General features: G+C 73.8%; 9 protein-coding genes and 1 pseudogene. 6 read left to right on the top strand and 4 right to left on the bottom strand.

Annotated elements, in window-relative coordinates:
* Nucleotides 1-207 precede the first annotated feature (207 nt).
* From AB0N04_RS07215 to pyk, 6 genes are all read left to right on the top strand, one after another.
* The gene (locus AB0N04_RS07215; protein WP_360204717.1) at nucleotides 208-1,698 is read left to right on the top strand and encodes a phosphotransferase; all 1,491 of its coding nucleotides are present in this window, start codon (nucleotides 208-210) and stop codon (nucleotides 1,696-1,698) included.
* A gap of 64 nt (nucleotides 1,699-1,762) precedes the next feature.
* Entirely contained in the window at nucleotides 1,763-4,186 is a 2,424-nt protein-coding gene (gene glgB / locus AB0N04_RS07210) for a 1,4-alpha-glucan branching enzyme (RefSeq protein WP_360204714.1), read from the top strand.
* Nucleotides 4,187-4,232: 46 nt separating this feature from the next.
* A complete protein-coding gene (locus AB0N04_RS07205) occupies nucleotides 4,233-4,913 on the top strand; it encodes a hypothetical protein (RefSeq protein ID WP_360204712.1) in 681 nt (226 codons plus the stop codon).
* Between the two features lie 131 nt (nucleotides 4,914-5,044).
* Nucleotides 5,045-7,174 (top strand): phosphate acetyltransferase, encoded by a 2,130-nt coding sequence (gene pta, locus AB0N04_RS07200; protein ID WP_360204709.1) that lies wholly within the window; start codon nucleotides 5,045-5,047, stop codon nucleotides 7,172-7,174.
* Nucleotides 7,171-8,385 (top strand): acetate kinase, encoded by a 1,215-nt coding sequence (locus AB0N04_RS07195; protein WP_360204706.1) that lies wholly within the window; start codon nucleotides 7,171-7,173, stop codon nucleotides 8,383-8,385. The genes pta and AB0N04_RS07195 overlap by 4 nt, the downstream gene beginning before the upstream one ends.
* Nucleotides 8,386-8,496: 111 nt before the next feature.
* Nucleotides 8,497-9,924 (top strand): pyruvate kinase, encoded by a 1,428-nt coding sequence (gene pyk, locus AB0N04_RS07190; protein WP_360204703.1) that lies wholly within the window; start codon nucleotides 8,497-8,499, stop codon nucleotides 9,922-9,924.
* Nucleotides 9,925-9,998: 74 nt separating this feature from the next.
* Here pyk and AB0N04_RS07185 read toward each other — a convergent pair whose 3' ends face one another.
* The 4 genes and pseudogenes from AB0N04_RS07185 to AB0N04_RS07170 all read right to left on the bottom strand — a co-directional run bounded on the left by AB0N04_RS07185 (nucleotide 9,999) and on the right by AB0N04_RS07170 (nucleotide 14,865).
* The gene (locus AB0N04_RS07185) at nucleotides 9,999-11,516 is read right to left on the bottom strand and encodes a hypothetical protein (RefSeq protein WP_360204701.1); all 1,518 of its coding nucleotides are present in this window, start codon (nucleotides 11,514-11,516) and stop codon (nucleotides 9,999-10,001) included.
* Nucleotides 11,517-11,908: 392 nt separating this feature from the next.
* Nucleotides 11,909-12,307, bottom strand: a pseudogene (locus tag AB0N04_RS07180) (DUF6114 domain-containing protein); the annotation flags it as partial.
* A gap of 134 nt (nucleotides 12,308-12,441) precedes the next feature.
* Nucleotides 12,442-13,113, bottom strand: coding sequence for a DUF6230 family protein (locus AB0N04_RS07175; protein WP_360204698.1), 672 nt, complete (start codon nucleotides 13,111-13,113; stop codon nucleotides 12,442-12,444).
* 759 nt (nucleotides 13,114-13,872) lie between these two features.
* Complete coding sequence (locus AB0N04_RS07170; RefSeq protein WP_360204695.1) at nucleotides 13,873-14,865, bottom strand: tetratricopeptide repeat protein; 993 nt, start codon at nucleotides 14,863-14,865, stop codon at nucleotides 13,873-13,875.
* Nucleotides 14,866-15,157 lie beyond the last annotated feature (292 nt).

The raw sequence follows: 15,157 nt of genomic DNA, 5'->3' as shown, positions 1-15,157 counted from the left end.
ACCCTCCGGGGGCGCGAGTTGAACCCCCGCGCCCCCGGAGTTCTCTGCACCACCGCGTACGGAGAACAGCCCAACGGCCACCCACACGAAGGCGTGACACCTGAGCCCCGCTCGCGTGCCGTCGCCGCCGCGCCGCCGAAATCCGGAAGACTGACGGACCCGGCCAGACCCGTCGGGCAGTCCGCCCGCTTCCGGGGAAAGGGAGTCATGTCCGAAACCTCCCGTTCTCAAGCCCACGTGCAGCACGACGCCCCGGCCGGCTCCGCCGCGCCGGCCGCCGCGCGGAGCACCGGGGCCCGGAGAACCGCCCTGGGGGTCAGCGAACTCGTCCAGGCGGCCCTGCCGCTGATCGCCGAGTGGCTCCCCACCCAGCGCTGGTACGCCGGGAAGGGACGGCCCATCACCGGCCTCACCCCCGTGGTCGGCACCCCGCTGCAGGTCGGCGACCCGGCCCTGCTGCACCTGCTGCTGCGGGTCGAACACGCCACCACGGCCGGCGCCCCGCACGGCGACATCTACCAACTACTGCTCGGCATCCGCTCCCACGGCTCCGCGGACATCGACCCCGGCGCCGTGCTCGGCCGGCTCAGCCAGGGCCCGTACGACGGCGCGGCGCTCTACGACGCGGTGCACGACCCGGAGCTCACCGGACGGCTGCTGGAGCACCTCGCCACCGGCGACCGCTTCGGCTCCCTCGCCTTCCGCCGCACCCCCGGCTCCGGGCTCCCCGCCAACCTCCCCGGCCGCGCCTCCACCGCCGAGCAGTCCAACAGCTCCGTCATCTACGGCACCTCCTACATCCTCAAGCTGTTCCGCCGCATCCACCCCGGCACCAACCCCGACCTCGAACTCTCCCTCGCCCTCTCCCGGGCCGGCTCCACCCGGATCCCCCGGGTCGCCGCCTGGTTCGAGAGCCGGATGGAACGCGCCGAACCCGCCACCCTCGGCCTGCTGCAGCGCTACCTGCCGGACGCCGAGGACGGCTGGGAGCTCGCCCTCGACCAGGTCGGCCGGCTCAAGGGCGACCCGTCCCCCGGCAACTTCGCCATCGAGGCCCACCGGCTCGGCCGTGCCACCGCCGAGGTCCACCGGGTACTGGCCCGCTCCATGCCGGTCGCCCGCCTCGACCGCACCCAGACCCGCATGCTCGCCACCACCATGGCCGACCGGCTGGACAGCGCCGTCGCCGCCGTCCCCGGCCTGCTGCGCTACCGGGCCGCGCTGCGCAGCGCCTTCCAACAGCTCGCCGACGCCCACCCCGACGGCCTGCCCGTCCAGCGCATCCACGGCGACCTGCACCTGGGCCAGGCCATGCGCACCCCGCACGGCTGGGTGCTGCTGGACTTCGAGGGCGAACCCGCCAAGTCCGTCAACGAACGCCGCGAACCGCAGCCCGCGCTGCGCGACGTCGCCGCCATGCTCCGCTCCTTCGACTACGCCGCCGCCCACCTGCTGGCCGGCGGCCCCGTCGACCCGGAGCTCGCCCACCTGGCCGCCGCCTGGGCCCAGCGCAACCGCACCGCCTTCTGCGCCGGCTACACCGCCGGCGGCGGCGCCGACCCGGCCGCCTCCCCCGAGCTGATGCGGGCGCTCGAGATCGACAAGGCCGTGTACGAGGTGGTGTACGAGGCCCGGCACCGCCCGAGCTGGCTGCCGATCCCGCTCGCCGCGATCAACCGGCTCGCCCTCACCGTCTGACCCGCCCGACCCCGGTTCCGCCGCCCAGGAGCTCAGCCCACCCCCGCCGCAGGAGGACCCAGCCGTGACGCCGCTCGACCCGCCCGGCCGCACCACCCGCCCCGTACCGGCCACCTTCCTGGCCGGCCCGCCCCGTGCCGGGGCGCGCAGCGCCGCCGACGAAGACGGCGACGGCGAGCGACGCACCGACGGCGCAGACCCGGCCGGCGCGGATCCGGGCTGCGCGGATCCGGGCGGCCCGGAGCGCGCCGACGCGGTGGCGGCGGCCGCCGGGCCCGGCGGGCGCGCCGCGGTGCTGCGGCTGCCCGAGGCGCCCCTGCCCCCGTCCGAGGTGGACCGGCTGGTCGGCGGACAGCACCACGACCCGCACGCCCTGCTCGGTGCCCACCCGGTGCACGGCGGCACCGCGATCCGGGTGCTGCGCCCCTTCGCCGACCGGGTGGTCGTCGAGACCGACCAGGGCCCGGCCGAACTCACCCACCAGCAGGGCGGCCTGTTCACCGGCCTGGTGTCCGGCGGCAGCGTCCCGGACTACCGGCTGCTGGTCGGCTACCCCGGCGGCGAACCGCTGCTCCAGCACGACGGCTACCGCTGCCCGCCCACCCTCGGCGAGCTCGACCTGCACCTGATCTCCGAGGGCCGGCACGAGCAGCTCTGGCAGGCCCTCGGCTCGCACCTGCGCACCGTCGACGGCGTCGCCGGCACCGCCTTCGCGGTCTGGGCCCCGAACGCCGTCGGGGTCCGGCTGATCGGCGACTTCAACCACTGGAACGGCACCGGGCACCCGATGCGCTCGCTGGGCTCCTCCGGCGTCTGGGAACTCTTCGTCCCCGGCCTCGGCGAGGGTGCCGCCTACAAGTACGAGATCCACACCCGGCAGGGCTGGGTGCTCGACAAGGCCGACCCGCTGGCCCGCGCCGCCCAGTGCCCGCCCGGCACCGCCTCGGTGGTCACCGCCTCCCGCCACACCTGGCAGGACGGCGAGTGGATGGCCCGGCGGGCCCGCGCCGCGCACCACCGGGCGCCGATGTCCGTCTACGAGCTGCACCTGGCCTCCTGGCGGCCCGACCTCACCGGCTACCGCGAGATCGCCGAGGAGCTGCCGCGCTACCTCAAGGAGCTGAACTTCACCCACGTGGAGTTCATGCCGGTCATGGAACACCCCTTCGGCGGCTCCTGGGGCTACCAGGTGTCCGGCTACTACGCCCCCACCGCCCGGCTCGGCAGCCCCGACGACTTCCGGTACCTGGTCGACACCCTGCACCAGCACGGCATCGGCGTGATCGTCGACTGGGTGCCCGCCCACTTCCCCAAGGACGGCTTCGCGCTCGCCCGCTTCGACGGCGAGCCGCTCTACGAGCCCGCCGACCCGCTGCGCGCCGAACACCCCGACTGGGGCACCCTGGAGTTCGACTACGGCCGCACCGAGGTGCGCAACTTCCTCGTCGCCAACGCGGTCTACTGGTGCGAGGAGTTCCACATCGACGGCCTGCGGGTCGACGCCGTCGCCTCGATGCTCTACCTCGACTACTCCCGCGAGGGCGGCGCCTGGACGCCCAACCAGTACGGCGGCCGGGAGAACCTGGACGCGGCCGCGTTCCTGCAGGAGATGAACGCCACCGTCTACCGGCGCTGCCCCGGGGTCGTCACCATCGCCGAGGAGTCCACCGCCTGGGACGGCGTCACCCGCCCCACCGACGGCGGCGGCCTCGGCTTCGGCCTCAAGTGGAACATGGGCTGGATGCACGACTCGCTGGTCTACATGTCCAAGGAGCCGGTGCACCGCAAGTACCACCACAACGAGATCACCTTCTCGATGGTGTACGCCTACTCGGAGAACTACGTCCTGCCGATCTCCCACGACGAGGTGGTGCACGGCAAGCAGTCCCTCGTCTCCAAGATGCCCGGCGACTGGTGGCAGCAGCGCGCCAACCACCGCGCCTACCTGGGCTTCATGTGGTCCCACCCGGGCAAGCAGCTCCTCTTCATGGGCCAGGAGTTCGCCCAGGGCGCGGAGTGGGACCACGAGCAGGGCCCGCAGTGGTGGGTGCTCGACGAGCAGTGGCCGGCCCACCGGGAACACCTGGGCGTGCGCCGCCTGGTCCGCGACCTCAACCGGCACTACCTCGACACCCCCGCCCTCTGGGAGCGCGACACCACCCCGGACGGCTTCCGCTGGCTCGACGGCGGCGCCGCCGAGGACAACCTGCTGTCCTTCGTCCGCTACGCCGCCGACGGCTCCCCGCTCGTCGCGGTCTGCAACTTCTCCCCCGTCGTCCGGCACGGCCACCGGGTCGGCCTGCCCGCCCTGGACGGCCGCGACCAGCTCTGGGAGGAGCTGCTCAACACCGACGACGAGGCCTACGGCGGCAGCGGCATCGGCAACTCCCACCCGGTCAAGGCCGAACCCGTCGCCCGCGACGGCCAGCCCCGCTCCGCCGAACTCGTCCTCCCCCCGCTCGCCACCCTCTGGCTCCGCCCGGCGTGAGGACCTAGGCTCCCCGCCTGGGACTGATCGTCAGCAGGCGGGGGGCTTGCGCATGTGGTCGTGGACGTTGTTCTGGACCTACCTCGTGGTGCCGCCCGTCTGCTGGGCGGCGGTGGTGCGGACCCGGGCCGTCGGGGCGGTGGTCTTCGCCGTCCTGGCCGGCCTGGCCGCCGCCGTCGCCGGGCTGAGGTACGAGTGGTTCTTCATCCGGCCCAAGGCCGAGCTGGAGGCCGGGTACCCGTTCCTGGCGGGCCTGGTGATCCTGCTGGGGGTGCTGGGCGAGAGGCGGCTGCGCGGCCCGCGGCCACGGACGAGGTCCGTCGACCCCGCCGGCGGGGTCGTCGCCGCGACCTGCGCCCACGCCCTGGTCGGGATCGCCATCGTCTTCCTCTACCGGCTCGTCGGCTACGACGCCTTCTTCCCCAGCCTTGCCGAGGTGCCGCTACCGCCCGGGCTGACCATCGAGCACGCCACCGGCACCGAGGGCGGCTGCGGCTCGAACTCCTGCTCCCGGACCCTCACCATCGGCAGCGCCACCGACCTGCCCGCCGACCAGGTGGAGGCCCGTCTGCGTTCCGCGCTCGCTGCCGACGGCTGGACCCCCGGCCGCGGCGGCGCCCTCGTGCATCCGCACGGCTGGCTGGTGGACGGGCGGGTGTCGGAGGTCTTCGTCAGCGGGAGGACGGTGGAGCTGTCCGGCCCGGAGCCCGGCCTCGTCCGGCCCTGACCTCCGACACCTCCTCGCATGACCTTCGTCCCTTGCTCCCCGGGGGTGGTTCTGCTCGCGGGCGGGTGTTCGTGGTGCGAAGGTATGGTCGACACGACCACCAGCTGAGACGACGGGACGGAGAATCCGGCGTGGCGCGCAGCGTGTACGTGACCGGGATCGACCGGGGGGACGGCCGCCAGGCCGTCGAACTCGGGGTCATGGAACTGCTCACCCGCCAGGTGGACCGGGTCGGGGTGTTCCGGCCGCTGGTGCACGCGCACGCGCCCGGGGCGGTGGGCTCGGACCACGTGGTGGAGCTGCTGCGCGGGCGCTACCGGATCGACCTGCCGGCGGCCGAGCTGTACGGGCTGACGTACGAGGAGGCGGCCGCCCTGCAGGCCGCGCAGGGGCAGGACGAGCTGGTGTCCACGCTGGTGGACCGGTTCCGCGCGCTGGAGCGGCGCTGCCAGGCGGTGCTGGTGCTCGGCACCGACTTCGCCGACACCAACATCCCGGACGAGCTGGCCTTCAACGCCCGGCTGGCGAACGAGTTCGGCGCGGCCGTGCTGCCGGTGGTCGGCGGGCACGCCGAGGACCCGGAGGCCGTGGTCGCCGAGGTCCGCAACGCCCACCGGGCGTACACCGACCTGGGCTGCGAGACGCTGGCGATGGTCGCCAACCGGGTCGCCCCGGGCGCCAAGCAGCGGATCCAGCGCAAGCTGACCGAGAAGCTGCCGATCCCCGCCTACGTCATCCCGGAGGAGCCCGCGCTGGCGGCGCCGACCGTCGCCCAGCTGGTCGAGGCGACCGGCGCCGAGGTGCTGCTCGGGGACGCGGCCGGCCTGGCCCGCGACGTCCGCGGCTTCGTCTTCGGCGGCGCCATGCTGCCGACCTTCCTGGACGCGCTGACCGAGGGCGCCCTGGTCGTCACCCCCGGGGACCGCGCCGACCTGGTGATCGGCTCGCTGGCCGCGCACGCCGCCGGGGCGCCGCCGATCGCCGGCGTGCTGCTGACGCTCGGCCAGCACCCCGGCCCGAACGTGATGGCGCTGGCCGCGCGGCTCGCCCCGGGCACCCCGGTGGCGGTCGTCCCGGAGGGCAGCTGGCCGACCGCCGCCACGCTGACCCACCTGGAGGGCAAGCTCACCGCGGCCAGTCCGCGGAAGGCCGAGATCGCCCTGGGCCTGTTCGAACTGCACGTCGACACCGTCGAGCTGACCAGCCGGATCGAGGTCGGCCGGTCCGAGCGGGTCACCCCGATGATGTTCGAGCACGAGCTGCTGGAGCGGGCCCGGGCCGGCCGGCGGCACGTCGTCCTGCCGGAGGGCACCGAGGAGCGGGTGCTGCGCGCGGCGGAGATCCTGCTGCGGCGCAACATCTGCGACCTCACCCTGCTCGGCGAGGTCGACGCGGTGCGCCGCAAGGCCGCGGGGCTCGGGATCAACCTCCCGCAGGAGCAGCCGGACGCCGACCGGGCGCAGGTCCGGGTCGTCGACCCGACCACCAGCCCGCTGCGCCGCCAGTTCGCCGAGCTGTACGCCCGGCTGCGCGCGCACAAGGGGATGACCGTCGAGCTGGCGCTGGACGTCGTGACGGACGTCTCCTACTTCGGCACCCTGATGGTGCAGGAGGGCATCGCGGACGGGATGGTCTCCGGCGCAGTGCACTCCACCGCGGCCACCATCCGGCCCGCGTTCGAGGTGATCAAGACCTCGCCGGGCGCGGCGATCGTGTCGAGCGTCTTCTTCATGTGCTTGGCGGACCGGGTGCTGGTGTACGGCGACTGCGCCGTCAACCCGGATCCGGACGCCCAGCAGCTGGCGGACATCGCGATCCAGTCCGCCGCCACGGCCGCGCAGTTCGGGGTGGAGCCGCGGGTCGCGATGCTCTCGTACTCGACCGGCACGTCCGGCTCCGGCGCCGACGTCGACAAGGTCCGCAAGGCCACCGAGCTCGTCCGCGAGCTTCGGCCGGACATCCTGGTCGAGGGCCCGATCCAGTACGACGCGGCGGTGGACGAGCACGTCGCGGCGACCAAGCTGCCCGGCTCGCCGGTGGCCGGCCGGGCCACCGTGCTGATCTTCCCGGACCTCAACACCGGCAACAACACCTACAAGGCGGTCCAGCGCTCGGCGGGCGCGGTGGCGGTCGGGCCGGTGCTGCAGGGCCTGCGCAAACCCGTCAACGACCTCTCCCGCGGCGCGCTGGTCGAGGACATCGTCAACACCGTCGCGATCACCGCCATCCAGTCCCAGGACCGCAAGGAGCCGCAGGCATGACCGAAGGTACCCGCGTCCTCGTGCTGAACGCCGGCTCCTCGTCGGTGAAGTACCAGCTGATCGACATGCTGGACGGCGCCCGGCTCGCCTCCGGGCTGGTCGAGCGGATCGGTGAGCCGAGCGGCCGGCTGGTGCACACCCCGCGCTCGGGCGGGCCGCGCGAGGCCGTGCAGGTCTTCCCGGACCACTCGGCCGCGCTGAAGGCCGTCGCCGAGGAGCTCGCCGCCGACGGGGTCGGGCTGGACTCCCCGGAGCTGGCCGCGATCGGCCACCGGGTGGTGCACGGCGGCAAGCGGTTCACCGAGCCGACCGTGATCACCGACGAGGTGCTCCGGGAGGTCCGCCGGCTGATCCCGGTCGCCCCGCTGCACAACCCGGCCAACATCACCGGCATCGAGGTGGCGCGGGCGCTGCGCCCGGACCTCCCCCAGGTGGCCGTCTTCGACACCGCCTTCCACGCCTCGATGCCCGAGTACGCGGCCCGGTACGCGATCGACCGGGGCGTCGCGGACGAGCACCGGGTGCGCCGGTACGGCTTCCACGGCACCTCGCACCAGTACGTCTCGCGGGCCACCGCCCGGCTGCTCGGCAAGGACCCGGCCGAGGTGAACGTGATCGTGCTGCACCTGGGCAACGGCGCCTCCGCCTCGGCGGTCGCCGGCGGCCGGTGCGTGGACACCTCGATGGGCCTCACCCCGCTGGAGGGCCTGGTGATGGGCACCCGTTCGGGTGACATCGACGCGGGCGTGGTGTTCCACCTGCACCGGGTCGGCGGACTGTCCGTCGACGAGATCGACGACCTGCTCAACCGCCGCAGCGGCCTGCGCGGCCTGTGCGGCGACAACGACATGCGCGAGATCATGCGCCGGGCCGAGGCCGGGGACGCGGACGCCCGGCTGGCCTTCGACGCTTACGTGCACCGGCTGCGCAAGTACGTCGGCGGCTACTACGCGGTGCTCGGCCGGGTGGACGCGATCGCGTTCACCGCGGGTGTCGGGGAGAATGCGGCGCCGGTGCGCGCGGCGGCCACCGCAGGGCTGGACGAGCTGGGCATCGCGGTCGACCCCGAGCTGAACTCGGTGCGCTCCGCGGAGCCCAGGATCATCTCGCCGGCGTACTCCCGGGTGGCGGTCGCCGTGGTGCCCACCGACGAGGAACTGGAGATCGCCCGCCAGGCCTTCGCCCTGGTGCACCAACGGTCCGAGGGGTGAGACGGTCCGGGGACTGACACACCGTCGTCTCGCTCCGCGGAATCCTTCGTCGGCGATTCCTCACGATTCGTGCCGAATGCACCTATAACACGAACGGATAGACTGACCCATATGCGCCGAGCGAAAATTGTCTGCACCCTGGGTCCGGCGACGGACTCCTACGAACAGCTGAAGGCCATCGTCGAGGCGGGCATGAACGTCGCCCGACTGAACATGAGCCACGGCAACCACGCGGACCACGAGGAGCGGTTCCGCAAGGTCCGCCAGGTCTCGGAGGACACCGGCAAGGCCATCGGCGTCCTGGCCGACCTCCAGGGTCCCAAGATCCGTCTGGCGACCTTCGCCAACGGCCCGGTGACCGTCGACAACGGCGACGAGTTCACCATCACCACCGAGGACGTCCCCGGTGACCAGCACATCTGCGGCACCACCTACAAGGGCCTGCCCGGCGACGTGAAGCCCGGCGACCCGATCCTGATCAACGACGGCGTCATCGCCCTGGAGGTCGTCAGCGTCGACGGCCCGCGGGTGAGGACCGTGGTGGTCGAGGGCGGCGTGCTCTCGAACAACAAGGGCATCAACCTGCCCGGCGCGGCCGTGAACGTGCCCGCCCTGTCCGAGAAGGACAAGGACGACCTGCGCTTCGCGCTCCGCCTGGGCGTCGACATGGTCGCCCTGTCCTTCGTCCGCAACGCGGCCGACATCAAGGACGTCCACGAGGTCATGGACGAGGTCGGCATCCGGGTGCCGGTCATCGCCAAGATCGAGAAGCCGCAGGCCGTCGAGGCCATGGAGGAGATCGTCCTCGCCTTCGACGCCATCATGGTCGCCCGCGGCGACCTGGCGGTCGAGTACCCGCTGGAGCGGGTGCCGCTGGTCCAGAAGCAGCTGATCACCCTGGCCCGCCGCAACGCCAAGCCGGTCATCGTCGCCACCCAGATGATGGAGTCGATGATCCACGCCTCGCGCCCGACCCGCGCCGAGGTCTCGGACGTCGCCAACGCCATCCTGGACGGCACCGACGCGGTGATGCTCTCCGCCGAGTCCAGCGTGGGCAAGTACCCGGTCGAGACCGTCCGCACCATGAGCCGGATCTGCGAGAAGGCCGAGGAGGAGCTCGTCTCCCAGGGCCTGCAGCCGCTCAACCCGGGCCGCAAGCCGCGCACCCAGGGCGGCTCCATCGCCCGCGCCGCGTGCGAGCTCGGCGACTTCCTGAACGGCCAGGCACTGGTGGCGTTCACCAAGTCCGGTGACACCGCCCGCCGCCTGTCCCGCTACCGCTCGCCGATCCCGGTGATCGCGTTCACCCCGGACGCCGCCACCCGCAGCCAGCTCTCGCTGAGCTGGGGCGTCGAGGCGCACGTCACCGAGCAGGTCGAGACCACCGACGAGATGGTCGCCCAGGTCGACCGCGAGCTGCTGAAGATGGGCCGGCTCGCCGAGGGCGCGACGGTCATCGTCACCGCCGGCTCCCCGCCCGGCATCCCCGGCAACACCAACATGGTCCAGGTGCACCACCTGGGCACCCGGAGCGAGTGAGCACCCGGTAGCGGAAAACGCCCGTGGGGCGGCCCTCCCGTGCGGGAGGGCCGCCCCACGGGCGTGTCCGGGCCCTACTTGTCGCTGTACGGCGCGTTGTCGTTGAACAGGTGCATCCCGGGGATGGTCAGCGTGCCGCCGAACTGGCCGGCCTGCTTGGCGGTGACCCCGGTGAGCTCCAGGTCCAGCGGGATCGGGATCGAGCCGATCAGGTCGTACAGCCAGCGCGGCAGGGTGTCCGGGGTGAGGGTGATCTCGCCCAGGTCGATCGGGAGCGGCAGGCCGAGCACCTTGGCGAGGTGGCCGGACAGCCGCTCCACGTACATGGTGACCGGGCCGTTGCGCATGGTCGAGGTCGAGCCCGGGGCGCCCTGGACGTGGAAGGTGACGCCGTTGCCCTCCAGGGTCGACATGTCGAGGTTGTCGATGTCGACGCTCGACACCACGAACTTCAGGACCCGCTTGCTGCCGGTCGGCGTCTTCACGTCGTAGACGCCGTGGAAGGCCGCGCCGTGCAGCGCCAGCCGGCTGGTCAGCAGCGTCCAGTTCTGCTCCGGGACGACCTGCCCGCCGGCCGGTGCACCGGCCGTCAGACCCCGGGTGTCCACCGCGCAGTTGGGGTTGGCGGACGGCGAGCCGGACGGCGTCGCGGAGGCCCCGGCGGACGGCGCGGCCGTGCCGGAGGCGCCCGCGGAGGGCGCCGCCTTCGGGCTCGCCTTCCCGGTGGCCCTGCCGGTGGCCCCGGCGCCCGCGGACGGCGCGGCGGCGGCCGAGGGCCGGCCGCCCGGGCCGCCGGAGGGCGAGGCGACGGGCGGCTGCGCGGCGGGCGCCGGGTCCGTCGCCGCACCGGAGGCCGGGGTCTGCGGCGGGGTGGGCTGGGCCGGCGTCCCGATCCGCGGGGCGGCCGGGGCGGGGGCCTGGGTGGTGGCCGGCGCCGGGGCGGTCGGCTGGGCGCTCGGCGTCGCGCTCGGCGAACTGCCCGGGTTCAGCAGGTGGTTGATGCCACCCACGATGTCGTCGATCAGCCCGGCCTGACTGGCCGTGCCGGTGCCGGCACCGGTGCCCTGGTAGACCGCGCTCACCGCGCCAGGGCCGCCGCCGGTGGCGGCGGTGCGGGCGGCCGGCGGCGTCACCGGGGTGGTGGCGCTCGGCGTGGCGCTCGCGCTCGGTGTGCCGGCCGGCGCGGAGGGCTGCGGGGCGGGCGTGCCGCTCGGCGTCGTGGTCGGGAGCGCGCTCGGACCGGTCGAGGGCGGCGTCGACGGCGGTGCCGCGGGCGTCGTCGCGGGCGCGGAGGGCGCCGTGGACGGGCCGGGCGGCGGCTCGGGCAGCTCGCTCTTGGGGACGGGTGTCTCCACCGGCGCGACGTCCGGCACGGCGGCGGGCGCGGTGCCGCAGGGCTTGCCCGCCGACGACTCGGCGACCGCCGGATTGGGGGTGTACGCGGCGGCCATCAGCAGCGCCGTCGGCACCGCGGCCATCGCCAGCGCCCGGCCTCTCAGCCGGACCCGGACCGGGGTGCGCGGCGCCGCGTGCCGGCCGGAGCGCTGCGCGGGGACGGCCCGGCCGCCCGGCTGCTCCTCCGACGTGGTCACCGCGCCTCCTCGGAGTCCCCGGCGGCCTGGCGCGGGACGGTGGCCGTGGCGGGGCCGGCGGCCGGCCCGGGCGCCCCGCCCTGGACGGGCAGCTCGGCGGTGGGCGCCGCGGTGGCGCTCTCGGCCGCCGCCTCGGCCTCGGCCGTGCCGGCGGGGCCGGCGGTGGTGGTCCCCGCGGGCCCGGCGGTGGTCGCCGCCGCGTTCCCGGTCCCGGTCTCGGGCGCGTCCTCGGCCGCCTTCCCGGTGGCGCCGCTCCCGGTGGTGGTCACGGTCCCGGTCTCGAGCGCGGTCTCGGTGGCGACGCTCTCCGCGACGGCGTTCCCGGCGGCCTCGGCGCCCTTGCCCCGGCGCCGGCGCGAGCCCTTGGCCGACTCGGCCGTCGGCTCCGGAAGGGGCGCCCAGGAGACCAGCAGCCCGCCGCCGATCAGGCCCGGCAGCAGCGCCAGGCCGAAACCCGCCAGGTTGGAGACGGGGATGGAGACCAGGGTGAGCAGGATCGTCGCGATGCCCGCGAAGACCCGCACGGCGGGCTGGAACCAGCCGGTCAGGCCGAGGATGATCATCAGGACCCCGATGATCAGCGACCCGGCGCCCGCGGTGGTGGACATCGCGATGGTCACGCCGCCGAGCGACAGGTGGGCGTACGGGAAGTAGAGGATCGGAGCGCCGGCGATCATGGCCAGCAGGCCGCCCCAGAAGGGCCTGGTGCGGCGGAATTCTCGGAAGTGCCGCCAGAGCCAGGCGATCGGGTTCTGGTGGCCGGTCCGGGGTTCGACCGTTGCGCTGGACATGGTGCAGCTCCTCGACGTCTCTACGAGGGGGAAAACAAATGGGGGTGAGGCCGGGAACGGCGGTCGCCCGCCGCCCCCGGCCCCGGGAGGACCCGTCGATCGGGTGCGCCGCCCGGCGCACCGTCAGTCAGGGCTCAGAAGCACTCGTTGCCCGCACCGTCACCGTGCTTGAGCGACAGGTTCAGGCCGCTGAGCACGAAGTTGCCGGCCGAGGTGGCGCGCGCGGTCTGCTGGACGTTGTCCAGGATGGCCGAGTCGGCGGCCTGGGCGAAGCCGGTGGCGCCGGTCGGCAGACCCTTGCCCCCGCCCGCCTTGGTGACGGCGCCGTGCGGGGCCCAGCCCTGGGTCGCCGAGCCCGAGAGGGTGGAGGCGTCCTGGCCGATGTTGATGTTCTTGAAGGTCGCGTCGGCCTTCAGCTGCTCCAGGTCGATGAGCAGGTTGTCGGCGTGCACCGGCTTGCTGCCCGCGCCACCGGCGTTCAGCTGGAGGGTGATCTTGCCGAGGCCGAAGGCCGACAGGTCGGTCACCACCGACTGGCACAGGTTGGTGATGTCGGCCGAGTCGAAGGCCGAGACGGCGACCGGGTGCGGCGTGCCGTTGGCCTCGATGTCGACGGTGCCGAACTGGGCGAAGTGGGTGCCCTCGAGGTGAGTGGTGCTCACCTTGAACTGCTGGCCGGAGATGCTGAACGAGGCGGCGAGCGCGCTGTTGGCGATCGAGACGCCGACCATCGCGGTGGCCGCGACGCTCGGCACCATCACCAGTGCGAAGCGCTTCCAGCGGGTCTTGCCGTGGGTCTGGGACATGCGAGTCCTCCTTCTAGGACGTACATCTCCGGCTCCCCGGCGGCGCGTCCCGCGCCGGTGGGGGCCTGGGATGGGAGAGAGCTACGTCCTCGGTAGCGGAGAGCGCCTTGGGCGTCGTCGGACGCGGGAGCGGCCTGCGTGCTGCGGCACTCCCGTCCCTTCACCGACCGTCCTTGTGGGGCGGCGGGCAGGACCGACGACATCGGCGATCACCCCCGAGCGACAACCAGCGACCGCGCAGGGCCGCGCGGCCGGAAAAAGGACAGGAACCGCCGTGGGACCGCGGATACCCCCCTGCCCTCCCTACCGCCGGCCGGGGCCGGCGGATCACCCGGTGGGGATCCCGCGCTCCTCGTGACCGACCGGTGTGTCGGGGGCCGTGGAGTCTGGGACCGGGCGTCGCCGATCGTGCTCGAATCCCGGGCGAAGCACAAGAGGTTCCTTACTGACGGGTAATGCAACACCCGACGGCGTCGATCATGGAATCAGTGCCTCGTGCACCGTGCGTGACGCCTTGAAGGAAACGTGACGGTGAAATCTGCCGGAAACAGCAGTGAAACACCCGTGGACGGTCACCAGCTGTGACCATCCACGGGTGTTGTCAAGATTTGGTAAACCTCTGTCCGGTTGACCGGATTGTCGCCAAATCACCAGGCGACACCGCAGGTCATCCGACGTGCCACGGCACGCCCGGGGCGGGCCCGGAACCGGCCGGGGCGGGCCCCCGCGAACCACCCGGGGCGAACCCCGGAACCGGCGTCAGAACAGCACGCGCGCCAGCGCCGTCCGGGCCGCGGTGACCCGCGGGTCCTCCGGGCCGATCACCTCGAAGAGCTCCAGCAGGCGCACCCGCGCGGTGTCCCGGTCCTCGCCCGCGGTCCGGCCGACGGTGTCCACCAGCCGTCCGAACGCGTCCTCGACGTGACCGCCCACCAGGTCCAGGTCGGCCGCCCGCAGCTGGGCCGCGACGTCCTTCGGGTCGGCCGCGGCCGCCGAGCGCACGGCCTGCGGGTCCAGGCCCTCGATCCGCTGCAGCAGTTCGGCCTGGGCCAGGCCCAGCACGGCCTCGGTGTTGCCCGGCTGGTCGGCCAGCACGTTCCGGTAGGCCTGGATGGCGCCGCCCAGGTCGCCGCTGTCCAGCGCGTCGTGCGCGGCGGCCAGCGCCGGGTCCTCGGGGCGCTGCGGGGCGGCGGCCGGGGCCTCGCCCGGGGCCGCGGCGCCGCCGACCACGCCGAAGCGCTGCTCGGCGACGAGGATCAGCTGGTCCAGCACCTTGCGGACGTTGGCCGCGCTCTCGGCGCCCTGGAACAGCGGCACCAGCTGGCCGGCCACCACGGCCATCACGGCCGGGATGCCCTGGATGCCGAACTGCTGGGACAGCAGCGGGTTGGCGTCCACGTCGATCTTGGCGAGCACGAAGCGGCCGGCGTACTCCTCGGCCAGGCCCTCCAGGACGGGGCTGAGCTGCTTGCAGGGGCCGCACCACTCGGCCCAGAAGTCGATGACGACCGGCACCTCGGTGGACCGCTGGACGACCTCGGCCTCGAAGGTGTCCTCGGTGACGTCGATGACGAGCGCGTGGGCGGGCTGGGCGGGGGCGACTCCGGCCGCCTCGGCGGCGGCCGCCTGACGGGCCCGCTCGACCCGGGCCTGCTCGGCCTTCTGGGCAGCCTCGCCGGCTGCCTTCACTGCGGCGAGGTCGACCGCACCGCGCAGGGCGGAGCTGTTGAGACGCGAATTCCGTGGCTGCATGGCACCATCCTCCCCCGTCCGCGCTGCTCGCGGGCACCAACCTCCGGAAAGTCGCCCCGCGCGGGCCGCGCGGCGCGGGTTCCCGGGCGCCGTGCCCCTCCCCCGGTAGCCTGAACCGTTCGGCGCGGATCCCCACCCGCGCCCGCGCCGCCCCGTCCCACGGGTGCGGCGCCTGGTTGTCACTGCTTTCGCTACGAGTCGTAGCGTAACTGGAGCCCGACCCCCGCCCGCAAGCCCCTCCGGCGGTTCGGGGACGTGACCTGCCCCACTTTCGCGGGCGGCCCGACTGCCC

The sequence above is a fragment of the Kitasatospora sp. NPDC051702 genome (assembly GCF_040681575.1).
Lineage (GTDB): Bacteria > Actinomycetota > Actinomycetes > Streptomycetales > Streptomycetaceae > Kitasatospora.
Note: the sequence above shows the minus strand (reverse complement) of the source record. Positions and strands in the feature narration are given on the sequence as shown.

Coding starts and splice junctions, on each gene's coding strand:
- AB0N04_RS07215 (WP_360204717.1), top strand. CDS start 208: ATGTCCGAAACCTCCCGTTCTCAAGCCCACGTGCAGCACGACGCCCCG.
- AB0N04_RS07195 (WP_360204706.1), top strand. CDS start 7,171: ATGACCGAAGGTACCCGCGTCCTCGTGCTGAACGCCGGCTCCTCGTCG.
- pyk (WP_360204703.1), top strand. CDS start 8,497: ATGCGCCGAGCGAAAATTGTCTGCACCCTGGGTCCGGCGACGGACTCC.
- AB0N04_RS07175 (WP_360204698.1), bottom strand. CDS start 13,113: ATGTCCCAGACCCACGGCAAGACCCGCTGGAAGCGCTTCGCACTGGTG.
- AB0N04_RS07170 (WP_360204695.1), bottom strand. CDS start 14,865: ATGCAGCCACGGAATTCGCGTCTCAACAGCTCCGCCCTGCGCGGTGCG.